Source organism: Promicromonospora alba (assembly GCF_042654905.1).
Taxonomy (GTDB): domain Bacteria; phylum Actinomycetota; class Actinomycetes; order Actinomycetales; family Cellulomonadaceae; genus Promicromonospora; species Promicromonospora alba.
Genome location: NZ_JBHSFI010000003.1, coordinates 329,580 through 354,411, shown reverse-complemented (window position 1 = coordinate 354,411; position 24,832 = coordinate 329,580). Strand labels below are relative to the sequence as shown.

At 70.6% G+C, this 24,832-nt stretch carries 21 protein-coding genes; 13 read left to right on the top strand and 8 right to left on the bottom strand.

Annotated elements, in window-relative coordinates:
• Positions 1-8: 8 nt before the first annotated feature.
• Positions 9-1,196 carry a septation protein SepH gene (gene sepH / locus ACFO6V_RS06845; protein ID WP_377133552.1) on the bottom strand — a complete coding sequence of 396 codons (1,188 nt, stop codon included), beginning with the start codon at positions 1,194-1,196 and terminating at the stop codon, positions 9-11.
• Between the two features lie 120 nt (positions 1,197-1,316).
• On the opposite strand from sepH, the gene ACFO6V_RS06840 reads away from it, so the two are divergent.
• Together ACFO6V_RS06840 and ACFO6V_RS06835 are read left to right on the top strand one after the other, a co-directional pair.
• Entirely contained in the window at positions 1,317-2,180 is an 864-nt protein-coding gene (locus ACFO6V_RS06840) for an inositol monophosphatase family protein (RefSeq protein WP_377133550.1), read from the top strand.
• 309 nt (positions 2,181-2,489) lie between these two features.
• Positions 2,490-2,789: a DUF4193 domain-containing protein gene (locus ACFO6V_RS06835; RefSeq protein ID WP_116675819.1), complete on the top strand. Its 300-nt coding sequence runs from the start codon at positions 2,490-2,492 to the stop codon at positions 2,787-2,789.
• Positions 2,790-2,880: 91 nt separating this feature from the next.
• Here ACFO6V_RS06835 and ACFO6V_RS06830 read toward each other — a convergent pair whose 3' ends face one another.
• Positions 2,881-3,324, bottom strand: a complete 444-nt coding sequence (locus ACFO6V_RS06830) for a DUF3093 domain-containing protein (protein ID WP_377133548.1) — start codon at positions 3,322-3,324, stop codon at positions 2,881-2,883.
• A gap of 99 nt (positions 3,325-3,423) precedes the next feature.
• Here ACFO6V_RS06830 and dut point away from each other — a divergent pair, with 99 nt between their 5' ends.
• From dut to ACFO6V_RS06810, 4 genes are all read left to right on the top strand, one after another.
• Complete coding sequence (dut, locus tag ACFO6V_RS06825; RefSeq protein ID WP_357502422.1) at positions 3,424-3,900, top strand: dUTP diphosphatase; 477 nt, start codon at positions 3,424-3,426, stop codon at positions 3,898-3,900.
• 140 nt (positions 3,901-4,040) lie between these two features.
• Positions 4,041-4,766 (top strand): DUF3710 domain-containing protein, encoded by a 726-nt coding sequence (locus tag ACFO6V_RS06820; protein WP_357502420.1) that lies wholly within the window; start codon positions 4,041-4,043, stop codon positions 4,764-4,766.
• 15 nt (positions 4,767-4,781) lie between these two features.
• Positions 4,782-5,162, top strand: a complete 381-nt coding sequence (locus tag ACFO6V_RS06815; RefSeq protein WP_357443035.1) for an OB-fold nucleic acid binding domain-containing protein — start codon at positions 4,782-4,784, stop codon at positions 5,160-5,162.
• Positions 5,163-5,217: 55 nt separating this feature from the next.
• Entirely contained in the window at positions 5,218-5,982 is a 765-nt protein-coding gene (locus tag ACFO6V_RS06810; protein ID WP_377133545.1) for a DUF3159 domain-containing protein, read from the top strand.
• A 24-nt stretch (positions 5,983-6,006) separates the two neighbouring features.
• On the opposite strand, the gene ACFO6V_RS06805 is transcribed toward ACFO6V_RS06810, so the two are convergent.
• Positions 6,007-6,501 carry a hypothetical protein gene (locus ACFO6V_RS06805; protein WP_377133543.1) on the bottom strand — a complete coding sequence of 165 codons (495 nt, stop codon included), beginning with the start codon at positions 6,499-6,501 and terminating at the stop codon, positions 6,007-6,009.
• Between the two features lie 511 nt (positions 6,502-7,012).
• Between ACFO6V_RS06805 and ACFO6V_RS06800 the strand changes: the two genes are divergently transcribed.
• On the top strand, positions 7,013-7,453 hold the full coding sequence (locus tag ACFO6V_RS06800; protein ID WP_377133541.1) for a hypothetical protein: 441 nt from the start codon (positions 7,013-7,015) through the stop codon (positions 7,451-7,453).
• Between the two features lie 23 nt (positions 7,454-7,476).
• Here ACFO6V_RS06800 and ACFO6V_RS06795 read toward each other — a convergent pair whose 3' ends face one another.
• The gene (locus ACFO6V_RS06795) at positions 7,477-9,474 is read right to left on the bottom strand and encodes an APC family permease (protein ID WP_377133538.1); all 1,998 of its coding nucleotides are present in this window, start codon (positions 9,472-9,474) and stop codon (positions 7,477-7,479) included.
• An 86-nt stretch (positions 9,475-9,560) separates the two neighbouring features.
• On the opposite strand from ACFO6V_RS06795, the gene ACFO6V_RS06790 reads away from it, so the two are divergent.
• From ACFO6V_RS06790 to acnA, 6 genes are all read left to right on the top strand, one after another.
• Positions 9,561-10,214, top strand: coding sequence for a potassium channel family protein (locus tag ACFO6V_RS06790; protein ID WP_377135180.1), 654 nt, complete (start codon positions 9,561-9,563; stop codon positions 10,212-10,214).
• Positions 10,214-10,879 carry a potassium channel family protein gene (locus ACFO6V_RS06785; RefSeq protein ID WP_377133535.1) on the top strand — a complete coding sequence of 222 codons (666 nt, stop codon included), beginning with the start codon at positions 10,214-10,216 and terminating at the stop codon, positions 10,877-10,879. The genes ACFO6V_RS06790 and ACFO6V_RS06785 overlap by 1 nt, the downstream gene beginning before the upstream one ends.
• 45 nt (positions 10,880-10,924) lie before the next feature.
• On the top strand, positions 10,925-11,416 hold the full coding sequence (locus ACFO6V_RS06780) for a magnetosome magnetite crystal formation protein family (protein WP_377133533.1): 492 nt from the start codon (positions 10,925-10,927) through the stop codon (positions 11,414-11,416).
• Positions 11,417-11,473: 57 nt separating this feature from the next.
• A complete protein-coding gene (locus tag ACFO6V_RS06775; RefSeq protein ID WP_377133531.1) occupies positions 11,474-12,874 on the top strand; it encodes a class I SAM-dependent RNA methyltransferase in 1,401 nt (466 codons plus the stop codon).
• Between the two features lie 48 nt (positions 12,875-12,922).
• Positions 12,923-13,720: an SGNH/GDSL hydrolase family protein gene (locus ACFO6V_RS06770; RefSeq protein WP_377133529.1), complete on the top strand. Its 798-nt coding sequence runs from the start codon at positions 12,923-12,925 to the stop codon at positions 13,718-13,720.
• A 131-nt stretch (positions 13,721-13,851) separates the two neighbouring features.
• Complete coding sequence (acnA, locus tag ACFO6V_RS06765; protein ID WP_377133527.1) at positions 13,852-16,614, top strand: aconitate hydratase AcnA; 2,763 nt, start codon at positions 13,852-13,854, stop codon at positions 16,612-16,614.
• A 151-nt stretch (positions 16,615-16,765) separates the two neighbouring features.
• On the opposite strand, the gene ACFO6V_RS06760 is transcribed toward acnA, so the two are convergent.
• From ACFO6V_RS06760 to ACFO6V_RS06745, 4 genes are all read right to left on the bottom strand, one after another.
• A complete protein-coding gene (locus ACFO6V_RS06760; protein ID WP_377133525.1) occupies positions 16,766-18,667 on the bottom strand; it encodes a cupredoxin domain-containing protein in 1,902 nt (633 codons plus the stop codon).
• Positions 18,668-18,696: 29 nt separating this feature from the next.
• Positions 18,697-22,701 carry a ThuA domain-containing protein gene (locus ACFO6V_RS06755; protein ID WP_377133523.1) on the bottom strand — a complete coding sequence of 1,335 codons (4,005 nt, stop codon included), beginning with the start codon at positions 22,699-22,701 and terminating at the stop codon, positions 18,697-18,699.
• 33 nt (positions 22,702-22,734) lie between these two features.
• A complete protein-coding gene (locus tag ACFO6V_RS06750; RefSeq protein ID WP_377133521.1) occupies positions 22,735-23,838 on the bottom strand; it encodes a multicopper oxidase domain-containing protein in 1,104 nt (367 codons plus the stop codon).
• Between the two features lie 353 nt (positions 23,839-24,191).
• The gene (locus ACFO6V_RS06745; RefSeq protein ID WP_377133519.1) at positions 24,192-24,809 is read right to left on the bottom strand and encodes a hypothetical protein; all 618 of its coding nucleotides are present in this window, start codon (positions 24,807-24,809) and stop codon (positions 24,192-24,194) included.
• Between the last annotated feature and the right edge of the window lie 23 nt (positions 24,810-24,832).

The window sequence follows — 24,832 nt, the reverse complement described above, 5'->3', positions numbered from 1 at the left end:
CGGGACCGTCAGACCTCCGGACGCGATCCGAACACGATCTCGTCCCAGCTCGGCACCTGCGCGCGCGACTTGCGGCCACGCTTCGCCGACGGGCGTTTGGACTCGGCCGGCTCGGCCGGCGGCTTCTCCGGGACCTGCTCCGGCTCGGCCTGGGGCGCGGGGTTGTCGGCGGGCGAGGCCTCCGACTCCGGACCGGCGTCCGCCTCCCGCCCCGAACCGGGCCTCGGCGCCTCGATCTCCCACTGGCTGGGCCCCTCCCACTCCAGGTCCGCTGGGGAGTCCGGCACCAGAGGCGAGGGCATGCGCGGGCGCGACCCGCCGCGGCGCGCACCGATGTCCACGACGGCGGCCGAGGGCTGCGGGTCCCGCTCGGGCTCCTCGGCCGGCGACCCGTCGGGGCCGTCGGGGCCGGCAGAGCCGGCAGGGCCGTCGATGTCGAGCTCCATCATGTCCGGCAGGTCGTTGTCCGGGGTGAGCCTGCGGGCAGGCCGCTGCCCCCGCCGCTCCGACAGGTTGTCGAGCAGCAGGTCGGTGTCGTCCTGCTGGGGCGACGCCGACCGGGACGACGGGTGGTTGTTGCTCCGGTGCGGCGGCAGGGCCGACACCCCGGCGATGACCGGGCGCTCGTCCTCCTCCGGCAGGCCGAGCCAGCGCGCCTCGTCGTCGAGCGCTGTCACGAAGCCGCCGCGCGGCTCCAGGGACCAGCGGGCCACGCGGGGGCGGTCGCCGGCCTCGAACTCGACCCGCACGATCCACGGGTGGGTACCCTCGCGGGTAGCGGTCCACCGGGCGTCGGCGGGCCGGACGCCGCGCGAGCGGAGCCGGTCGTCGGTGATCTCGCCCAGGGTGGTGGCGCCGCCGTCGTCCGTCAGGACGGACCTGGCCCGGACGCGCGCGATCGAGTGCTCCCGCTCGGACAGGACGGCGTACTCGAAGCGCCGCACGTGCTCGATCGGCAGGCCCGAGGCCTCGGCGAGCATCTCGCACGTCTCGCCCGCGCGCAGGCGTTCCTGGATCTCGCGGGGACGCAGCGCCGACGCCTCCTGGGCGCGGATCGACTCGGTACGCGGGCGGTCTCCGCGGATCGCGGCACGCAGGGCATCGGTGATGGGCAGGGTGCTCTGGGCGCCGTCGCGCGCAGCAAGGACGAGTCGTTCACCGTCCTCGTGCAGCCGTACCAGCTCCAGCTCGTCCATGCCAGTCCTCCCGGGGTAGTCCTGTGGGCCGAGCCTGCCACCGCAGGGCGGCCCAGCGGCGCAGGCGCGTCGGTGCGCCGCCGGATAGTCGGCCGCTGGCGCGTGCGGCAGGATGGGTGCGTGATCTCACCCGCGCTGCCCGAGCTGCCCGACGGCGTCACCGTCACCGCCCTCCGCGACCTCGCCGTCCGCCTCGCGACAGCCGCCGGTGCCCTGGTCCGTGAGGGTAGACCCGAACGCGTGGTGGTCGCGGCCACCAAGTCGAGCGACGTCGACCCGGTGACCGTTATGGACCGCGCGTCGGAGGACCTGCTGCGCGAGATGATCGCCGCCGAGCGGCCCGACGACGCGATCCTGGGCGAGGAGGGCGACGACGTAGCGGGCACGAGCGGCCTCACGTGGGTGCTCGACCCGATCGACGGCACCGTGAACTACCTCTACGGGGTCGCGTCCTGGGCCGTGTCGGTGGCCGTGGTGGCAGGCCCGCCCGAGCCCGCCTCGTGGACGGTCCTGGCCGGCTGCGTGCACAGCGTGGCCGACGGCCGCACCTGGTCGGCGGGGCTCGGCGAGGGCGCGACCCGCGACGACGTGCCCGTCCGCGTGGGCACCCCCACCTCCCTCGGCGCCTCCCTGGTCGGCACGGGCTTCGGGTACGACGCCGCGCGCCGTGCCCACCAGGCGCAGGTGCTGGCCCAGGTGCTGCCGAAGATCCGGGACATCCGACGGCTCGGCTCGGCCGCCATCGACCTCTGCCTCCTCGCGGACGGCTCGCTCGACCTCTACTACGAGCGCGGGCTCAACCCGTGGGACATGGCGGCCGGGGCAGTGGTGGCCACCGAGGCGGGCGCGGTCGTGACGGGCCTGCGCGGCGAACCGGCCACTACCGCGATGACCGTGGCAGGGCCGGCCGAGCTCGTCGCGCAGCTGGCCGAGATCCTCGAGGCGGCGGACGCCGACGGCGCGAGCTCGCCCGAGATCGGGTGATCCTTTTTCTGACACGGCACCGCGGGAGAAGTCGCCGCTGAACCGGCGCCAAAGGCAAATATCGGTATATCGACGCAGGTCAGAGCATACGTGACCTGGGTTACACCGACAGATGTAGCGCGCCTGACAGAAATGGTGCACAATCCGTGGGCCGACTCGGGAACAAAACCGGGGCCGTGTGCATTATCAGCGCGTACACCCGCAACGGACGCCGTTCGACGGCGCTTGCGGTGACCCGGCCGGGGCGGCGTCGAACCCCCGGATGACCCGAAACCTTCCGGCGCGACCACTACCGACGGAGAACACCACATGGCAACTGACTACGACGCCCCACGTAAGACCGATGAGGATGTCGAGCAGGATTCGATCCAGGAGCTGCAGGCTCGTCGCTCCGACAAGTCCTCGGGCGTTGTGGACGAGGACGAGACCGAGGCTGCCGAGGGCTTCGAGCTCCCGGGGGCCGACCTGTCCGGCGAGGAGCTCGCCGTCCGCGTGCTGCCGCGACAGGCGGACGAGTTCACGTGCTCCAGCTGCTTCCTCGTGCACCACCGCAGTCAGCTGGCCTACGAGAAGGCCGGCCAGATGATCTGCACGGAGTGCGCCGCCTGACTCCACCAGGCGTTCGGCACTGACGACACGACCGGGCTGTCATGCGAGTGCATGGCAGCCTTCGTCGTGTCCGGGCCCAGGCGCCCGAGACTCAGGCTCCCAGAGCCTCCACCAGCAGCTGCGGCCGACGTGTGGAGATGAGCCAGTAGGGCGTGGGGTCCGCCGGGTCGTCGAGCGCGACCCGCACGCCGGTCCGGGCCCACGCGCGCAGGCAGACGTACGCGCGCCCGTCGAGGCCGGGGCCCAGCTCGTGCCGCATCGCGGCGACGTCCAGCGCCTGGGCGGAGCCGAGCAGGGAGACCGGGATCCGGGCGCTGCCCGCCCGCAGGACGCCGTCGGACACCTCCACGACGGGTGCCGTGACCGCCAGGGCGGTCGCGGATCCCAGGCAGACCAGCAGTCCCACGACGATCGCCGCCGTCCTGTGCACCGGCCACAGCGCGATCGCCGCGATGGCGCCCAGACCGACCGTGCCGAGCCAGCCACCGGGACCGGGCAGAAGACGCTCGTGGAAGGTGAGGGTGGTCGCCGTCATGAGGACATCATCCCAGCCCCGAGCACTGCCTGAGCACTGTCTGAGGTCCAACCGGCCGCTCTTGCGGCGGCGCGCGCCGAGGTGGCGTACTCTTCCGGCGTGCCCACCCCTGTGCCAAGTGACGACGGCAGCACCGTAGACGTGCTCATCCGCCTGCTCGACGACGTTCCGGTCCCCTCGTACGCGCACCCCGGCGACGCCGGTGCCGACCTGGTGACCACCATCGACGTCGAGATCCCGCCGCAGGGCCGGGTGCTGGTGCCCACCGGTGTCTCGATCGCCCTGCCGGACGGTTACGCGGCGTTCGTGCACCCCCGGTCGGGACTGGCCACGAAGCACGGTGTCACCATCGTGAACGCCCCCGGCACCGTCGACGCGGGCTACCGCGGCGAGATCAAGGTGACGCTGCTCAACACCGACGTCACCGAGGCCGTGAAGCTGGTGCGCGGCGACCGTGTGGCGCAGCTCGTCATCCAGAAGGTCGAGCGGGCGCGGTTCCTGCCCGCCGAGACGCTTCCCGGCTCGCACCGGGGCGAGGGCGGCTTCGGCTCCAGCGGCGGTTTCGCGGGGCGCTGAACGCCGGCTCCCGAGCCGTCGCGACTTCCGTACCGGTACCGCCCCGGACGGGTCTAGTCTGTAAGTAACGAGCGGATAACGCTGCTGTGCGCCGCAACTGTGTGCGCACGCAGGACGACGAACTACGAAGGAGCGTGGCTGTGGGTCTGTTCAGCCGACGAGGCACGGCGAATGAGCCCGCACCGGTCGAGTGGGCGTCGGTGGAGGCCGAGCAGCAGAAGCGGCCGCACGGACCCTTCGACCGGTCGCAGGTGGGGGAGATGGGTCCCCGCGTCGACCTCGGCGCCATCTGGCTGCCGGTGATGCCGGGTCTCGAGCTCCGCATGGAGATCGACAAGAAGACCCAGAAGGTGACGGGGGTGACGGCCGCGCTGGAGGGGTCGAACCTCCAGATCCAGGCCTTCGCCGCGCCGCGCACCGAGGGCATCTGGGACGAGATCCGGCACGAGATCGCACAGTCCGTGAGCGGGCAGGGCGGGATCGTCGACGACGTCCCCGGCGTGTTCGGGCGCGAGCTGCTGGTCCGGATGCCCGTGAAGGGTCCAGACGGTCAGGCAGGGCAGCGGCCCGCACGGTTCATCGGGGTCGACGGTCCGCGGTGGTTCATCCGCGGTGTGCTCGCGGGCAAGGCGGCCCTGGACGCCGAGGCGGCCAAGGCGCTCGAGTCGGTGTTCGCGAACATCGTCGTGGTGCGCGACCAGAGCCCGCGACCGCCTCGTGACCTGCTGCCCCTGGCGCTGCCGAAGTCGGCGCGCAAGGATGGTGCGGAGCAGGCAGCACCCGCTGCCGGTCCGGAGGGCGCAGTACCGCAGATGTCTGACTTCGACCCCCTGCGTCGCGGCCCCGAGATCACTCAGATCGGCTGACGAGGTGAACCGCTGATGTCGCTCCGCTCGAGTCTCGCGTCCCGTATCGCGGAGTCGCTGGCCTCCAACGAGCAGGTCCGCGACACCGAGGAGCGTGCGGACGCCTCCCGGAACGTGGGCTGCGCGGCGGTCGCGTCCGTGCCGGTCCGGTCCCGCGGCAAGGTGGCCGGCGTCCTGCGCTCCGTGGTCCTGCGCCCGCGGGAGGGCGTGCCCACCGTGGAGGCCGAGCTGTTCGACGGTTCCGGCGCGCTGGACCTCGTCTGGCTCGGCCGGCGGACCATCGACGGCATCGAGCCGGGCCGCCGCATCCGCGTCGAGGGCATGGTGTGCGACGTCGACGGGCGGCGCACCATGTTCAACCCGCGCTACGAGCTGCGACCCCGGCCGGGCGAGTGAGACGACGCGTGGCCAGGTGGATAGGCACCCGTCAGAGCACGGCAGAATGAGCCCCATGAGCGAACCCGCACGTCCCGACGTGCCCCAGCAGTCCGAGCAGCAGCAGCCCGAGCAGCAGTCCGACCAGGCACCCGCGCGTGGCATGCGCGCCCTCACCGGCGAGGAGTTCTCGGCGGCCCAGGCGATCGGCGGTGTGCGCGGCCTGGTGGAGGCGGTGCTGCCCGGCCTGGTGTTCGTGGTCGCGTTCGTGATCTTCACGCCCAACCTGGTGATCCCGCTCGTCGCGTCGGTCGTGTCCGCGCTGGTGCTCGTCGTGGCGCGGCTGGTGCAGCGCACCCCCGTCACGCAGGCGCTGGGCGGCCTGCTCGGCATCGCGATCGGCGTGGTCTGGGCGTGGACGTCGGGCGAGGCGGAGAACTACTACGCCGGGGGCCTGCTGGTCAACGCCGCGTACCTCGTGGTGCTGCTCGCCAGCATCCTGATCCGTCGCCCCGCCGTCGGCTACGTGGTGGAGGCGCTGCGCGCAGGCCTGACGCCGGAGCGGGTCAAGGCCGACGCGGAGGCAGGCACCTCGCCGTTCGCCGCCTTGACGGCGTGGCGCGAGGACCCGGCCAAGATGCGCACCTACGCGATCGCCACCTGGCTGTGGGTGGGCCTGTTCGGTCTGCGCCTGGCCGTCAAGACGCCGCTGTACTTCGCGGGCGACATCGCGTGGCTCGGCACCTTCCACCTGCTGCTCGGCGTGCCGCTCTGGGCGCTGGTGCTGTACCTGACCTGGTACGTCGTGCGCACGCCGAAGGTGCGCGGCGAGACAACCTGATCGGGAGGGTCGACAGGTCGATGATCAGGGGCGGTTCGTCGAGGGGCTTATCACCGTCACGGAGAGGTTCTGGGGATCTGGTGGTGGGTCCTTCCAGTACGTGATTTCGACGTACCAGCCGTCGCCCAGGTCATCGGACTTGCGGAAACCGAGGCGGTCGCTGCCGGTGTCGACAGCAGGTTCGTCGGCGGTCCATCCGTCTTCTTCTAGGAACTCGATCATGCGGTCTGCGGCCTGCTGCGGGGTGAGTTCTGCGTCGGGGGCAAGCTCGATTGCAGCGCTCCACTGCCAGTAGCGCCATCCATTGGGGTCATCGTCATTGACCTCGGCGTTCTCCCACATCTCGCCCCCGCCGGAGATGTCGTCCTGATAGCGGTCCACGCCGTCGATCGTGGCCGTCAGCGATTGCCCGATCTGCTCAGAGCGCTCGTCTAGCTGTTTGACAGTCACGTCACTCCTGGAGGCTCCTGGGCTGCATGCCGTGGTCAGGGTCATGGCCAGGGCGATCAGGCCCGCCATCACTGCTAGTGTTCCGCGTCTTGTTGCTGGGATCTGCTGTTGCACGGCGCTATTCCATCCGGTCCATGCCAGGGCGGGCCTGCCCCTGGTCGGGGGTGCTGGTCATGATCTTGCGTGGCACATAGTCGTCTGACGTGATGCCGCTGATGTGGTGCAACTTGCCGCCCGCCAAGAGGATCTCGTCGCCCGCGTATGCCTCGACCGGCGTGCCAGTGATGACGCCAACGATGTTGTTGAATGACGTCGAACCCCGGTGGTAGACCGCGGAGTGCGGCTCCCATAGGGAGCGCGTGGACTCGGTGGTGGACTCAATGGTGCCTGACTCAGACTTCCCGGCCTCGACGAACCCGGTCTCCAGACGCGTGACTCCTGGGGCGCCTAGCGGTGAGGCACCGTGTCCCAGCTCGCCCGCGTCGGCGCCCTGGATATGACCGACTGCGCATTCGACCGTTGGACCGGATCCCTGCCCAACCTGGGCGGCCCTTCAGCGGAAGAGCTTGCTAGACGCGCCGTGACCAGGATGCAGCTGCGCGCGATCGACATCGGCATCGTCCCTGAGGAGGGTCCCGACCGGGTCGGGATCGTGGGGATGCCGCAGTGGATGTGGGTGAACGAGCCGAGGCCGAAGTCGTTCGGTCCGATCACGCGGAAGGCGACCGCAGGGTCGGCATCGGTGACCGCTACCGCGAAGGTCGACAAGGTCGTGTGGGACATGGGCGACGGCACCACCGTGACCTGCGTGGGTGCGGGTACTCCGTATGAGGACCGGTTCGACACGACGGAGTCGCCGGACTGTGGGCACCGCTACACGAAGCAGGGCGAGTACGAGGTCACCGCTACGTCGTACTGGACCGTGCAGTGGGAGGGTATGGGCCAGTCCGGCACCATCCCGCTGGATTTTGAGGCGTCGGCGAACATCGTGATGGGCGAGGCCCAGGTCATTACCCAGTAACGCAGCACCGGGCCGCGCTCCGTTCAGAGCCGCCTGCCGTGCAGGAAGGTGTCGTCCTCGAGGCCGGTGTGGCCGCGCGACGAGGCGAGCTGCCACGGCACCGACGCCACGACCACGCCCGGCGTGAACAGCAGGCTGCCCTTGAGCCGCAGCGCCGACTGGTTGTGCAGCAGCTGCTCCCACCAGTGGCCCACCACGTACTCGGGGATGTAGACGATCACGAGGTCGCGCGGCGACTCGCGGCGCACGGACCGCACGTACTTGAGCACGGGCCTGGTGATCTCGCGGTACGGCGAGTCGAGGATCCGCAGCGGGACCGGCAGGTCGAGGGCCTCCCACTCGGCGACGAGCCCGTCGATGTCCTCGCGGTCGACGCCGACCGTGACCGCCTCGATCACGTTGGGCCGCGCGGCACGCGCGTACGCCAGCGCCCGCATGGTCGGCTTGTGCACCTTGGAGACCAGCACCACGGCGTGCACCCGGCTGGGCAGCGCGCGGGCGGCCGAGACGTCGTCGAGCGCGAGCTCGTTGCGCACGCGGTCGTAGTGCTTCCGGATGCCCCGCATGAGGACGAACAGGATGCCCATCGCCAGGAGCGTGATCCAGGCACCATGGGTGAACTTGGTCACCAGCACGATGATCAGCACCGTCCCGGTGAGCCCGAAGCCCACGCCGTTGACCAGCCGCGAGCGCTTCATCCGGCTGCGCACCACGGGGTTCGGCTCGGTGCGCAGCTCCCGCGTCCAGTGCCGCAGCATGCCGAGCTGGGACAGCGTGAACGACACGAACACGCCGACGATGTAGAGCTGGATGAGGCGCGTCGACTCGGCGTCGAAGACGACGATCAGGATGATCGCGGCGACCGCGAGCGCCACGATGCCGTTGGAGAACGCGAGGCGGTCGCCGCGGGTGTGCAGCTGGCGCGGCAGGTAGCCGTCGCGCGCGAGGATCGAGCCGAGCACGGGGAACCCGTTGAAGGCGGTGTTCGCCGCGAGCACCAGGATCAGGCCCGTGACCGCGGAGACCGCGTAGAAGGCGGGCGAGAAGCCGGAGAAGACTGCCTCGGCGAGCTGCCCGATCACGGGGATCTGCACGTAGTGCGACGAGACGGCCTCGCCGTTCAGCGTGAGCTGCTCGTGCGGGTCCTCCGCGAACTTGACCCCGGTGGCCTGGGCGAGCAGCAGGATCGAGATGATCATCGTCGAGGAGATGCTGCCGAGCAGCAGCAGCGTCGTCGCGGCGTTGCGCGACTTCGGCTTGCGGAACGACGGCACCCCGTTGCTGATGGCCTCGACACCGGTCAGGGCTGCGCAGCCGGACGCGAACGCGCGTGCCAGGAGGAACGCGCCGGCGAGGCCGACGAGGCCCTGGTCGAACGCGGCCTCGCCGGTGAGCTCGAACTCGGCGCTCTGGGCCTTCGGCAGGTCACCGGCGAAGAAGCGGAACGCGCCGGTCACGATCAGGGCCCCGATGATCGCCATGTAGCAGTAGACGGGGATCGCGAACGCGGTGCCCGACTCCTTGACCCCGCGCAGGTTGATCAGGGTGAGCAGCACGACGGCGATCACGGCGGCGGTCGCCTCGTGCCCGCGCAGGCCGGGGAGGGCCGCGGACGCGTACTGGGCCGCCGACGAGATGGACACCGCGACGGTGAGCACGTAGTCGACGAGCAGCGCCGACGCCACGCCGACGCCCGCCGTCGGGCCGAGGTTGACGGTGGCGACCTCGTAGTCGCCGCCGCCGGACGGGTACGCGCGCACGTTCTGCCGGTAGGACGCGACGACGATGAGCAGCACGACGACCACCACGAGACCCACCCATGGCGAGAACGCGACTGCGGCGATACCGGCCAGGGAGAGGGTCAGGAGGATCTCGTCCGGCGCGTACGCGACCGACGAGAGAGCGTCCGAGGCGAACACGGGTAGAGCGATCCGCTTGGGCAGCAGCGTGTGCCCGAGGCTCTCGCTGCGCATGGGGCGGCCGACCAGTAGTCGCTTGGCCGCATCGACGATGTCCGACACGTTGGAAGACTCTATGCCTGCCGGTAGCCGGCGGCGCACCAAAGCCCGGACGGCGCGGTAGCGTTCCGTACGTGCACTTCGTGATCATGGGCTGCGGCCGTGTGGGTTCCAGCCTCGCCCAGGAGATCGAGGGCCGCGGGCACTCCGTGGCCGTCATCGATCAGAACCCCGACGCGTTCCGGCGTCTTCCCTCGGACTTCTCGGGGAAGAAGGTGACCGGCGTGGGCTTCGACCGGGACACGCTCGTCCAGGCGGGGATCGAGGACACGTACGCGTTCGCCGCGGTGTCCGACGGCGACAACTCGAACATCCTGTCCGCCCGGGTGGTGCGCGAGACCTACGGCGTCGACAACGTCGTGGCCCGCATCTACGACCCGCACCGGGCGGAGATCTACCAGCGCCTGGGCATCCCCACGGTGGCCACCGTGCGCTGGACCGCGGACCAGGTGCTGCGCCGGATGCTGCCCATGGGGTCAACCGACGAGTACCTCGACCCGTCGGGCACCGTCCGCCTCGCGCAGATCGACTACCACCGGCGCTGGGTCGGCCGGCCGGTCCTCAAGATCGAGGCCGCCACCGGTGCGCGCGTCGCGTTCGTCACCCGCTACACGACCGCGGTGCTCCCCACGCCGGACATCGTGCTCCAGGAGAACGACGTGCTGCACATGCTCATGACGGCGGACAGCTCCGCCGACGTCGAGCGGATCCTGACCGCCGCGCCGCCCGCCGAGGAGAACTGATGCGCGTAGTCATCGCTGGGGCCGGGTCCGTGGGCCGGTCGATCGCCCGTGAGCTGCTGAGCCACGACCACGAGGTGACCCTCATCGACAAGAACGCCTCGGCCATGCGCGTGTCGCAGGTGCCGGAGGCGGAGTGGGTGCTCGCGGACGCGTGCGAGCTCCCGGCGCTCGAGGCCTCCGAGATGGAGCAGGCCGACGTCGTCGTGGGCGCCACCGGCGACGACAAGGTCAACCTCGTCTTCTCGCTGCTGGGCAAGACCGAGTTCGGGGTGCCGCGCACGGTCGCGCGCGTGAACAACCCGAAGAACGAGTGGATGTTCGACCAGTCGTGGGGCGTGGACGTCGCGGTGTCGACGCCGCGCATCATGACAGCGATGGTCGAGGAGGCGGTCGCCGTGGGCGACCTGGTGCGCATCTTCAGCTTCCGCCAGTCGCGCGCCGACCTGCTCGAGCTGACGCTGCCCGCCGACTCCCGCGTCGCGGGGACCCGGCTGGGCCGCGTGGTGTGGCCGGCCGACGTCACGCTCGCGACCATCGTGCGTGACGGCCGGCCGCTCGTGCCGAGCCAGGACGACACCCTGGAGGCCGGCGACGAGCTGCTGCTGGTCGCCGGCGCGGAGGCCGACACCGAAGCTCTCCAGGAGCTGCTGGTACCGAAGGGCTAGCGGGCAACGCTCAGCATGGTCCCTGGTGACCACTATGATCGCGCAATGACGACGCCCGGACCAGACGCTCGACAGCCGGCGACGGCGCCGCTGCACCCCCAGGCCCAGTACCTGCCGGTGCCGCCGACGGGCGCGGCGTCCTACGCGCTTGGCTTCCTTGCGTTCATCGGCATCCCGTTCCTCTCGATCCTGGTCGCCGGGATCGTCATGGCCGCGATGTATCCGTCCGCGAAGAGCAGAGGCGGGCTCGCCGCGGAGAACGCGCGTCGTGCCGCCAACTGGGGAATCACAGCGGCCCTGATCGCCGCCGCCACCCTGGTCACACACTTCGTTCTTCTCTTCACCATGACGGGCACGCCGCTCGCTGACGGCTTCTATCCGCTCGGCATCCCGATCACGATCTTCGGCGCGACGTTCGTCGTCCACCTGGTCGTGATCATCTGCGGCCTCGTCAAGGCGAACCGCCGCGAGCTGTTCAGCAACCCGCTCGCCATCCCCTTCATCCGGAGCGCACAGCCGACACCGAACGCTGCCTGAGCGGCTCGCCGGGCATGCTGGGGAAGTGGTGACGGCCGGGCAGGGGATACTGGTTCCATGCCCCGCAACCCCGACCGTCGCGTCGCGCCCGCAAACCCCGAGTCGGATTCGCGCCCGCGCCGTCGTCCGCAGCGCTCCCCGCGACCGGACCGCGGCCGCCGCGTGAGCGACGTCCCCGCCCCCGAGGTGGGGACCGAGGTCGAGCTGGAGGTCGGCCCCGTCGCGCACGGCGGCCACTGCGTGGCCCGCCTGGACGGCCGCGTCGTCTTCGTGCGGCACACCCTGCCCGGCGAGCGCGTCCGCGCCCGCGTCACCGAGGGCGGCCCGAGCTTCTGGCGCGCCGACGCCGTCGAGGTGCTGCAGGCATCGCCCGACCGGGTGGAGCCCGCCTGGCCCGCCGCAGGTCCGGACGGCGTGGGCGGCGGCGAGCTCTCGCACGTCTCGCTGCCCGCGCAGCGCCGGTGGAAGACCGACGTGCTCGTCGAGCAGCTGCAGCGGCTGGCCCGCATCGACCCGGAGTGGCTTGCCCGTGAGGTCACCGTCGAGGGCGCGCCGGGTGACGACGAGCGCCGCGGCCTGCACTACCGCACCCGGATCGACCTGGTCGCCGACGCCGACGGGCACGCGGGCATGCGCAAGCACCGCTCGCACGACGTCGTGGCGCTCAAGAAGATGCCGCTCGGCACCGCGGAGATCGCCGCGTTCGCCGTCGCTGAGGACGTGTTCACGCGCACCTGGCCGCGCGGCGCCCAGCTGACCCTGGTGGCGCCGTCCGAGGGCGAGCCGGTGCTGCTGGTCGACGGCGAGCCGTGGCGCCGCGGCAAGCCCGACACCCGGCCCAACGCCCGCCGCTCCGTGAGCGAGTTCGTTGCCGGGCCCTGGGGCACGCACCGCTTCCGCGTGGCGGCCGGCGGGTTCTGGCAGGTGCACCGCGAGGCGCCGTCCGTGCTGACGCGGGCCGTGCTGGACGCGTCCGGCGCGACGTCCGGCGAGCTCGTCGGGGCGACCGTCCTCGACCTGTACTCCGGCGCCGGGCTGTTCACGCTGCCGCTCGCGGAGGCCGTCGGGCCGCAGGGCCGGGTCGTTGCCGTCGAGGGCGACGAGCAGGCGTCGAAGGACGCCCGCCGCAACGCGCACGCGTACGAGCAGGTGTCGCTCGAGGTGGGCGCCGTCGAGCGGGTAATGGAGGGAGGGCGGGGGGAGGACAGCACTGTGCCGACGGCCGACGTCGTGGTGCTGGACCCGCCGCGGTCGGGCGCCGGACGAGCGGTGGTCGACGCGATCGCCGCCCGCGCCCCGCGCCGCATCGTGTACGTGGCGTGCGACCCGGCGGCGCTCGCGCGTGACGTCGGCTACCTCGCCGCACACGGTTACACACTCTCGGGAGTGCGCGGGTTCGACCTGTTCCCGCACACGCACCACGTCGAGGCGGTAGCGGTGCTGGACCGTCAGGACTGACGGAACCATGGAGAAAACTCCCAGGTCGGAGCGCGTACGATGCGCATCGTGAAGCGGTGGTTCGTGGGCGGCGGGATCGCCGTGGCGGTGGTGGCGGCGTTCGCGGTCGCCGTCCTGGTGGGCATGGTCCTGGGGGCCGGCGGTATCACCCTCGGCGGCGCGGGCGGGGTACTGGCACCCGCACCGCGGGGCGCGCCGTCGGTCTGGGCCGAGTCGCCCTCGCCCTCGCCGTCCCCGGTGGTCGAGCAGGAGCCGGTGGTCCTCTTCGTCGGTGACTCCTACACCGTCGGGCAGGGTACGACGTCGCCCGAGCTGCGGTGGAGCACCCGCGTGTGCGAGGAGATGGGCTGGCAGGAGCTCAACGTGGCCGTCGGCGGCACCGGGTTCGTCAAGGGGAACTCGAAGCGCGACAACTACCCCACCCAGCTGCGGTCGGTGCCCTGGGGCAGCGTGGACATCGTGGTGATCGCCGGTGGGCAGAACGACTTCAAGGCGCTGCGGAAGGACCCCGGACGGGTCTTCGACGCGGTGGCGGACACGTACGCCCTGGCCGCGCTGCGGTTTCCCGACGCCGAGATCGTCGCGGTCGGGCCCTCCACCCCGCGGACGGTGGGCCTGGAGGCGCGCGCCCTGGACAGCGCGGTGCGCGCCGCCGCGGCCGCCCACGGGGCGACGTACGTCTCGCTCCTGGACCCCAACATCGTCCAGGGCGGCCTGGTGCACGCCGACGGGGTCCACACGACCGACACGGGCAACGCGCGGATCGCGGAGCGGGTGCTGGCGACGCTGCAGGCCGGCCAGCCGCAGACGGGCGCCCGGCCGGCAGATATCTTGACGTCAAGATAAATGCGTTATGCTGGCCTGAGCAGCCCGGCCTAGGCTGGGTGAAGCCCCCTGGAACCCATGCGAAGGCTCCTTCGCGCGATGACCGCGCCTGTGAGAGCCGACGCACCGTCAGCCCCGCAGAAGGAGCCACAGTGAGCACCGTGGACACGTTCGGATCGAAGGGAACGCTGGAGGTCTCCGGCAAGTCCTACGAGATCTTCCGGCTCAACGCGGTCGAGGGGGTCGAACGCCTCCCGTACTCCCTGAAGATCCTCGCCGAGAACCTCCTGCGCACCGAGGACGGCGCCAACATCACCGCCGACCACGTGCGCGCCCTCGCGTCCTGGGACCCGGACGCACAGCCCGACACCGAGATCCAGTTCACGCCGGCGCGCGTGATCATGCAGGACTTCACCGGCGTGCCCTGTGTCGTCGACCTCGCCACCATGCGCGAGGCGGTCGCCTCGCTCGGTGGCGACGCCACCAGGATCAACCCGCTGGCCCCCGCCGAGATGGTCATCGACCACTCCGTGCAGATCGACGTCGCCGGCCGCGCGGACGCGTTCCAGCGCAACGTCGAGTTCGAGTACCAGCGCAACCACGAGCGCTACCAGTTCCTGCGCTGGGGCCAGACGGCGTTCGACGACTTCAAGGTCGTCCCGCCGGGCACCGGCATCGTGCACCAGGTCAACATCGAGTACCTGGCCCGCACGGTCATGACGCGTGAGGTGGACGGCGCGCTGCGCGCATACCCCGACACCTGCGTCGGCACCGACTCGCACACCACGATGGTCAACGGCCTGGGCGTGCTCGGCTGGGGCGTCGGCGGTATCGAGGCCGAGGCCGCGATGCTGGGCCAGCCCGTGTCGATGCTCATCCCGCGCGTCGTCGGCTTCAAGCTCAGCGGCTCGATCCCGGCGGCCGTGACGGCCACCGACGTCGTGCTCACGATCACGCAGATGCTGCGCCAGCACGGCGTCGTCGGCAAGTTCGTCGAGTTCTACGGCGAGGGCGTGGCCCAGGTGCCGCTCGCGAACCGCGCCACCATCGGCAACATGTCGCCGGAGTTCGGCTCGACGGCCGCGATCTTCCCGATCGACTCCGTCACGGTCGACTACCTGCGCCTGACCGGCCGCACCGAGGAGTCGCTCGCGCTCGTCGAGGCGTACGCCAAGGAGCAGGGCCTGTGGCTCGACGCGGACACCCCGGAGCCGGTGTTCTCCGAGTACCTCGAGCTCGACCTGTCGACGGTCGTGCCGTCGATCGCCGGGCCGAAGCGCCCGCAGGACCGCATCGAGCTGACGAACGCGAAGAACGCGTTCCTGCGCGACCTGCCCAACTACGCCCCCGAGGTCGGGGCGGGTGCCGACGAGGTCGGCCGCGAGTCGTTCCCCGCGTCCGACTCCCCGGCGCCGTCCGCGAACGGCCGCAAGCACGTGCACGTCACGAACAGCGAGGGCAAGGAGTTCGAGCTGTTCCACGGCGCCGTCGCGATCGCGTCGATCACGTCGTGCACCAACACCTCGAACCCGTCGGTCATGATCGCCGCGGCGCTGCTCGCCAAGAACGCCGTCGAGAAGGGCCTCGTGTCCAAGCCGTGGGTCAAGACCTCCATGGCGCCGGGCTCGCAGGTCGTGACCAACTACTACGAGAAGGCCGGCCTGTGGCCGTACCTCGAGAAGCTGGGCTTCCACCTGGTCGGCTACGGCTGCGCCACCTGCATCGGCAACTCGGGCCCGCTCGACGAGAAGGTCTCCGAGGCCGTCAACGAGCACGACCTGTCTGTCGTCTCGGTGCTCTCGGGCAACCGTAACTTCGAGGGCCGGATCAACCCGGACGTCAAGATGAACTACCTGGCGTCCCCGCCGCTGGTCATCGCGTACGCCCTGGCCGGCACCATGGAGTTCGACTTCGAGCACGACCCGCTGGGTCGCGACGAGGCCGGCAACCCGGTGTTCCTCCGGGACCTCTGGCCCTCGCCGGACGAGGTCGAGAAGACCATCGCGTCCTCCATCGACCGCAAGATGTTCGAGTCCGACTACGCCGACGTGTTCAAGGGCGACGAGCGCTGGGCCGCCCTGGAGACCCCCGAGGGCGACACGTTCGCCTGGGACCCCGAGTCGACGTACGTGCGCAAGCCCCCGTACTTCGACGGCATGGGCATGACGCCGGAGCCCGTCACCGACTTCTCGGGCGCCCGCGTGCTCGCCAAGCTCGGCGACTCGGTCACGACCGACCACATCAGCCCGGCCGGCTCCATCAAGCCGGACAGCCCGGCGGGCAAGTACCTCGCCGACCACGGTGTGGGCCGTCGCGACTTCAACTCCTACGGCTCGCGCCGTGGCAACCACGAGGTCATGATCCGCGGCACGTTCGCGAACATCCGCCTGCGCAACCAGCTCCTGGCTTCGGAGAACAACGGCGCGGGCGTCGAGGGTGGCTTCACCTTCAACTTCGTGAAGAACGCGCAGGACACGATCTACGACGCCGCGCAGGACTACGCCGCGGCCGGCACCCCGCTCGTGGTGCTCGGCGGCAAGGAGTACGGCTCCGGCTCGTCGCGTGACTGGGCCGCCAAGGGCACCGCGCTCCTGGGCGTCAAGGCCGTCATCACCGAGAGCTTCGAGCGGATCCACCGCTCGAACCTCATCGGCATGGGCGTGCTGCCGCTGCAGTTCCCGGCCGGCCAGAACGCCGAGACGCTGGGCCTGGACGGCACCGAGGTCTTCGACGTCACCGGCGTCACGGTCCTGAACGAGGGCGTCACGCCCGAGACGGTCAAGGTCACCGCGACCAAGGCCGACGGCGCCAAGGTCGAGTTCGACGCCGTCGTCCGCATCGACACCCCGGGCGAGGCTGACTACTACCGCAACGGCGGCATCCTGCAGTACGTGCTGCGCTCGCTGGTCGCCTGACGTAACTCGTTGAGTGCTGGCTATTTGTTGGGTTTCACGCCGCGAGACCGCAAATAGCCAGCACTCAGCGTGAAAGCTGGGCCGGTACGGCAAGAGGCTCGGGGCACCTCCCGTGGGGAGGTGCCCCGAGCCTCTTGTTGTGTTTGTTTGGCTACCGGCCGACGTCGGAGCGCTTGGCCGCGTTGACCAGCTTCGCGCGCTTCGTCTCGGTGATGACGCCGTCCGCCCGGAGCTGGTCGGCGACCTGGGTCACGTGGCGCACGAACGCCCAGTGGCTCACCCACTGCCCGTCGGCGTCGACGAGGTCCGCGATCGTGCACCCGTTACCCGTGTCGACGTTGGCCACCTTGCTGTCGACGTCGCCCATGATCACCGTGGGGCGCTCGTCGGAGACCGGACACGCGTCGATCCCCTCACGGGCGATCGAGAACCTGAGCGTCCCCGTCCGCGTGACGTTCCCGGCGTTGTCGGTCGCCCGGTACCCGAGCTCGTGCGCTCCACCCGCCGTGACCACTATCGGCCCCGTGTACTCCCGGAAGATGAAGTCGTCGAGCGCGTACTCGATGAACGCCACCCCGGACTCGCCGTCCCGGGCGTTGATGGTGATGGTCGCCGAGTCGATGTAGACACCGTCGTCGTCCTGCTCCCCGTCGACCTGTGCCGACGCGATCGGCTGGGTCGTGTCCGGCGGGTCCGCGCCACCGACGACCACCAGGTCGACCTTGCCGGGCTGCGAGACGTTCCCGGAGTTGTCGGTGGCCCGGTAGGACAGCGTGTGCGGGCCTGTCACGTCGACCACGACCGGTGCCGTGTAGGCCTTGTAGCCGGCGCCGTCCAGGTTGTACTCCACGCTCTTGACGCCGGTGCCGGCGTCCTCGGCCAGGAGGCTTACCGTCGCGGAGCCGACGTACGCGCCGTCGGCGTCCTGCTCGCCCGTGACCTCCGCTGTGACGGACGGCGGGGTGGTGTCCTCCTGGGAGGGTTCCACGACGGTGAACGTCGCAGAGCCGGGTGCGGAGACGTTGCCCGCGTTGTCCGTGGCCCGGTAGGTCACGGTGTGCTCACCGACCGTGTCGACGACCACGGGGTCGGTGTAGGGCGCGTACTCGGCGCCGTCGAGCGCGTACTCGACGCTCGCCACGCCCGAGCCGGCGTCCACCGCACTGAGGTTCACGGTGGCGGTGCCGACGTAGGCGCCGTTGTCGTCGAGCTCGCCCGTCACCTCGGGGGTGACGGTGGGTGCGGTCGTGTCCTCCCCGTCGGAGGGCACCACCGTCACGTGCGCCATCTCGGGTTCCGAGACGTTGCCGGCGTTGTCGGTGGCGCGGTACTCGAGCATGTACATGCCCGGCTCGTCGAGCACGACGGGCTCGCCGTAGGGCACGTAGGCACCGCCGTCGAGCGAGTACTCGACGGAGGCGACGCCGGAGCCGGCGTCCTCGGCCGTGAGGCTCACGGTGGCCGAGCCGATGTAGGCGCCGTCCGCGTCCTGCTGGCCCGCGACGTCGGCGGTCACCACCGGTGCGGTGGTGTCCTCGCCCGGGTCCTCGGTGACCACGAGCTCGCCCACCATGGTGCTGTGCCCGGGGATGGCGCAGAAGTACCGGTACGTGCCAGGGGTCAGGACGACCTCGGCCTCGTAGCGGCCGCCGTTGGCGTCGAACGGGTTGGCCAGGATGTCCAGCGTGATGTCGTGGTTGTACCCGGGGGTGCTGGTGTCGAACGTCAGCGTGTGCGACATGCCGATGTTGTTGCCTGTCGCCGCGCTGTTCTCGAAGACGATGGTCGCCGCCCCGGCGGTCGCCGTGGCGGGTGCCGAGGCGTACTCCGAGACGCTCGCGTCAGCGGTCCAGGTCAGCACCTGGTCCGCTGCCTGGTCGGTTGCCTGGTTCGCCGCCTGGTCGGTCGCCTCCGCTGCCGCCGGGGTGGCGGACCGCTCGGACGAGATCTCGCCGCGGTACTCCGCGGCGGTGGCCGCCGGGGCCAGCGGCAGCACCACGAGGGCGCTGACCGCGGCCCCGGCGAGGAGCCGGGACAGTCTGTGTCGGAACATGGGGACGCCTCTCTCTTCGACGGGGGCGGTCACAGGTCGCGCACCCGGATGTTGCGGAACTCCATGGCGTCGGCGTCACTGTGGTTCTGCAGGCCGATGAAGCCGCTGAGGAACTGCCGCAGGTCGGTCGGCGGGTCGCCGGCGCGCGAGGACTCCTTGCCCGGCGAGTTCTCGAACTCGTTGATGACCTCGCCGTTACGGATGATCGTGTACTGCTGGCCGACCACCTGGATCTCGTACTCGTTCCACTCGCCCTTCGGGGTGACCCCCGCCTGGGGCAGGCCGTTCGAGTCGAAGTTGTACACCGACCCCGTCTTCTGGGGTTCGCCGGTCGGCCCGTCGTAGAGCTGGATCTCGTGGCCGCAGTAGATGGCCACCCAGGCCTCGGCGTCGGTCAGCTGACCGCACTCGGGACGCTCGTCCCGCGGCACGCGCGGGTCGGGGAACCGGGTGAAGACACCGCTGTTCGCGTAGCCGGTGCCTGGAGCGACGTCCTTGAACTCCAGCTTGAGGGAGAAGTCCTCGAGCTCCTCGCCCGGGTGCCACAGCATGCCGAGCCCGCCCTGGGCCCGGATGGACCCGTCGTCGCGGAGGTCGAAGTTTCCGCCGGGCGCCTGCCGCCAGTCGGCGAGCGTCTCCGCCGTACCGTCGAAGAGCCACCGGTACCCGGAGTGGGCCTCCGTCCCGATGTCCGACGCTTTCGCGGCCTGGACCAGCTTCGTCTGCGCGGCCTTCGTGATGACCTTGTCCGCCACGAGCTGCTTGGTCACCGCGGTCACGTGGTTCACGAACCGGCCGTTGGTGTCCCAGTCGCGCTCGTCGTTGATCAGGTCGTTGATGGTGCAGCCGCCCAGGTCGACGCTCGCGACGCTGGTCTTGGTGGTACCGATCCAGACGTTCTTGCGGTCGTCCGGGATGGTGCACGTCGTCTCGACAGGGACGTCGAGAGTCGTCGTGTCGCCGTCGGCGTAGGTCACCGTGAGCGTCGCGTCGTAGCTCCCGACCCTCTTGTAGGTGTGCCGCGGGTTCGCCTCGGTCGAGGTGCTCCCGTCCCCGAAGTCCCAGGCGTAGGAGACGCCGCCCGAGTCGCCGCCCGTGAAGGCGACGGTGAGCGGGTCGCTCTGCACGCTGGCCCCGGAACCGGCAGGCGTCGGCGTCGGCGCGCCGCCCGTGTAGGCGATCCGGGTCAGCTTCTGCCGGTCGGTGAGGGAGAAGAAGCCGCCGCCGTAGTCGAGCAGGTACAGCGCCCCGTCCGGACCGAACTTGGCGTCCATCCACTGGTCGACGTCGTCGTTGCCGTTGCCGCCCTGGATGATCTGGCGCAGGTCCTCGGCGAAGACCGGGGGAGCGGCCTCGTCCACCGTGTCCGGGTTCACCGTGACGGCGATCCGGTTGTTCGAGTTGGACTGGTCACCGATGAACCACTTGTTGTCCCAGTACGCGGGCCAGGCGACGCCGCTCCTGGTGTCCACCTCGGACCGGTGGTAGGTCGGTCCGTTCATGATCGCCTGACCGCCGCCCCGCAGGTACGGCTGGGTGTAGGTCGCCTCGGCGTCCACGTACGACGGGATGCCGTTCTCGCCCTCGGGGAAGACCGGTCCGCCGCCGCTCGGCGAGTACCAGATCATGTTGTCGCGCACCGGCGGCAGGTCCACCAGGCCCGTGTTGCGCGGCGAGGTGTTCTTCGGGTTGTCGCAGTCGTACCAGCCGGTCAGTACCGTCGCGTCCTCGTTGCTGCGGTCCCGGTAGGGCTGCCCGTTACCCATGCAGTAGGGCCAGCCCTGGTTGCCCGCCGAGGTGATGATCGTGGCGGTCTCGTACTTCGCCGGCCCGAGCTCCGGGTCCGGCAGGCCGGCGTCCGGCCCCACCCACGCCGCCGTCAGCCAGTCGTTCTTCTTGTCGTAGGCCAGGCGCGAGATGTTGCGGACACCCATGACGTAGATCTCCGGGCGCGTCTTGTCGCCCGGGTCGTCGGCCTCGGGGAACAGGTTCCCCTCGGGAATGGTCGCCGTGCCGTCCGGCTCCGGGTGGATCCGCAGGATCTTGCCGTTCAGGTCGTTCGTGTTGCCGGCCGTGCGCCGCGCGTCCTGGAACGAGATGCCCGCGTACTCCTGGGTCCAGTTGTTGCCCGAGTAACCACCGGAACCGCCCGAGGAGTTGGCGTCGCCGGAACCGATGTACAGGTTGCCGTCGTTGTCGAAGTCCATGCCGCCGCCCGCGTGGCAGCAGCTGTGGATCTGCGTCTCCCACTCCAGCAGGTCCTTGCGCGTGGACTGGTCGATGGTGTTCGCCTCGGCGTCGTACGTGAAGCGCGAGACCGTCCGCTTGCCGACACGTCGCTCGACGTCGATCGACTCGTGCGGCATCCAGTAGAGGTAGATCCACTGGTTCTCGTCGAAGTTGGGGTCGAGGGTCAGCCCCAGCAGACCCTCCTCGTTCTTGACCAGCTCGCTGCCGCTGCCGCGGTTACCCATGACCTCGAGGGTGGTCAGCAGCTTCGTGGTCCCCGAGTCCGGGTCCCAGCGGTGTACCGTGCCGCAGCCGAGCCCCACCTTCGGGTCGTCCCACGAGACCACCGGACCGGACGGGCAGGCGGCCTTGCCGATGTAGAAGACGCCGCCGTCGGGTGCGACCGTGAGCCCGTGGGGCTCGCCGATCTGGTCGAGCTTGCCCGCCGCGTTCTTCACCGTCAGGCGCTCGGCCTCGTAGTTCGCCGCGATGGTCGCCTGGCAGTCGCCGCGCACCATGCCCGTCGACCAGAGCAGGCCGCCCAGCAGGTGGTCGCGGAACTCCGGCTCCGCGTAGGTCTCGGCGGTGCCGCCCATGCCCGTGTAGAACGACCGGCCGCCGTCGTAGTCACGGCACCACGAGATCGGGTGGAACGGGCCGTTCGCGCTCTCGCCGGGCTCGTAGTCCCACTCCTGCACCTGCGCGACCGTGTGCACCTCGCCGATCGGGTTCGGCGACCAGTTCAGCCAGCGGTCCGAACGGGTCCAGTTGAGCGGCAGCCCGTCGTTGGCGGGGTGCGCCCGGTCGACGACGTTGACCGTCGCCTCCTGCACCGGGACCTCGGGGGCGGGCTCCTCCTCGCCCGTGCCGTCGAAGAGCTGGATCTCGGCGAGCTGGGTCAGGTCGTCACCCGCGTTCGCCGTGATGTCGAGCCGGTAGTGCTGGTAGGCCGTCTCGTTCTCGAACCGGTAGTCCATCGGGGTGAACCGGTCGGGGAACTCCTGGTCCGCCTGGGTGTCCAGGTCGGTCCACGTCTCACCGTCGGTGGAACCCTGCAGCGTCCAGTTCTTCGGGTCGCGGCCGGCGAAGTCGTTCGCCGAGGTCAGCGCGTACCGCGTGGCGACGACGGCCTCCTCCATCTCGAGGTCGATGGTCGCCGTCGGCTCGAAGGCGAGCCACTTGGTGTTCGAGTCGCCGTCGATCAGGTTCTCGGCGTCCTCGTTCGGCGGGTTCTCGGCGTTCGCGCTGACGCTCGCGACGGCCAGCGGGTCCGGCAGGTTGCCGGCCGGCCGGGTGCCGATCAGGCCCGTGAACCACTGCGAGCGGTCCTGCGCGCGTGCGGCGTCGCGGACGCCGAGGAAGCCACCGCCGTCCTGCACGTAGGCCTTGAGCGCGTCCTCCTGCGCGGTGCTGAGCTCGACGCCCTCGGCGGACAGGAAGACGACGCCGCGGAACGCCGCGAGGTTCTGCGCGGTGAAGGCTCTCGGGTCGCTGGCGGTGCGCACGGTGAACCCGTGCTCGGCGCCCAGCTCCTTGATGGTCCTGGTCGCGGCCGCCACGGGGTCGGCCTGCTTGTCCGGCGCGCCGTGGAACACGAGCACGTTGATGTCTGCCGCGTCCTCGGCGAGCGCCGCCGGCGCGACCGCCACCGGGGCGACGTCCGCCGTCGTGGCCCGCTGGGCCTGGGCGGGGACCGTCGCCAGCCCCATGACGAGGGCGGCGCCGGCTGCCGCGGCGAGTGCGCCGCGTACCGACCTGCGCGGGGCTGCCGCCCCGAGGATCGTGCGTCTTCCTGTCCGTTCCATCACTGCTCCTTTGCGCGTGATCGATGCGTGCGGTCAGTGGCCGGAGTGGGCCGTGCCGGTTTCTGTGCCGGTCTCTGTGCTGGTCTGGGTGCTGGGCTCTGTGGAGGACTGGGTGGCGCCGCTGGTCAGGTGGCCGCCGTGCTCGTGGAACCTGTCGATGGCGTCCTGTGCGCCGGCGGGCATGGAGCCGTCCGCGTTGCGGACCAGGAAGATCCCGGCCATGCCGCCGTCCGAGTGGAACTGGACGTGGCAGTGGTACATCCACGCGCCCGCGCCGACCTTCTGGCCGGCCTTCACCTGGAACCCGAACGAGTCGCCCGGGTTGAGGTCGCGGGTGTCGATCACCTGGCTGGGGTCGTCCGGTCCGGTCAGGTAGCCGGTCCGGTTGTTCGCCCAGCGGTGGGCGTGCAGGTGGAAGGTGTGGAGCTGGTCCCCGTGCCCGATCGCGACGAACTCGACGGTCTCGCCGAGGTTCGCCTCGAACATCGGGGTGTCGGGGGCCGTCTTGTTGTTGATGGTCATGTCGTTGAACACGACGGTGTACGTCCGGTCGGGCACGATGTCGCCCCTGCGCCGCACGACGAGCCCGCCGTACAGGCCGGCGCGCAGGCCCGCGGTGCCGTGCTCACCGCCCAGCGCATGGTCGTGGTAGTGCCAGTAGCCGGCGCTGCCGGGCAGCCAGTGGCCGTCGTCCAGCTGGGTCTGCACGTGGCTGCCCCAGGTGTACGTGCGGGTCTCGCCGGGCTCGTTGAACGAGTCGTTGAACGGGCTGCCGTCCGACTCGGTCTTGTAGTCGACGCCGTGCGGGTGGATGGACAGGCGCTTGTCGGTGTTGTTCACCAGCTCGATCTGGAGGGTGTCTCCCTCCCACATCTCCAGCAGGGGGCCGGGGATGGTCGCCTTGCCGGGCGTGAGCCCGTAGCCGTAGAGGCCGCCGGGCAGCGGCTCCGCGTAGACGGTGATGTGCCGGGTGGTGCCCAGCGGGCGGACGATCCCGGTCCCCGCCGCGGCGGCGGTGTCCGCGCCGAGCGCCAGCGCCGCGGTCGGCGCCATCAGCCCGGCGAGCGTTCCGGTCAGGATCGAGCGACGGGACACGGCGCTCTGCGGGGTTCGGGTTTCAGCGTTGTTCTCAGGCATGCGGCTCCGTTCGACACCGCCGGGCATGCGGATGCGGGCCCGGCGAGACAGGGATCAGGAGGTATGGGGGCTCAGGCGCGCGAGGCCGTCGGCGGCGACGCCGTGGGTGACAGCGTTGTCACGAAGGTGGACCACATCGTCGTTCCCTCCAAGGACGTTGGCTCGTGACCGTCAGCGGCGGCGGTCACGCCCTCATGACCCATGCGGCCAACCGGAAAGACATGAGATGGCTCGCATGCGTGTTGTGCACCACAAGGTGGCTTTGCGAACCTATGGCGACTTATGCCGAGTGTCAAGCAAAAGTTGGAGGAACAACGTCAGACTTCTGCGTGGAAGGCTTCGGCGGCGGGCGGTTACGGGGGAGGTAGCAGCACCCACACGGCGGTCACCACGAGGATGGTCCCGGTGAGGAGCCCGGTCAGGGGATGGGCGAGCGCCGCCGTCGGACGGGGGCCCCGCGGCCTGGTGACGGTACGCAGCACCCAGCCGAGCGGCCAGGCCGCCAGGGCCGCGAGGAACCCGGCAGCGGCACCCAGGTACAGGAGGGGCACGTCGAGGGTGTTGGCGACGATCGCCACCTGGATCGCCGTGGACAGCGCGACGACCGTCGGGATCAGGTGGAGCCTCGGCTTGCCCGCGGTGACGCCGGCCTTGTCCTCGTCCTTGGCGGCCGCCACCGCCCGCCGGTACTTGCTCGCTATGAGCCCGGTGCACAGCCGGGTCAGGCCGCCGTGGGCCAGGAGCGCCGCGACGTAGATGGCCACTACCCGCCCCGTCACGACCGTGCCGTCGGGCCAGGAGCGCACGGCAGCGACGACGGCGACCACGACGACGCCGCAGGAAAGTACGACGCCCGCGATGGGCAGGAGCCGGGTCCAGGGTCCGGAGTGCCGGACGGTCCAGGCGAACCACAGCGCCGCGAGGGCGCCCGTAGCTGTCGCCGCGAGGGCATGGTCGCTCGCGTACTGCATGGTGATCCCCTTCGCAGAACCGG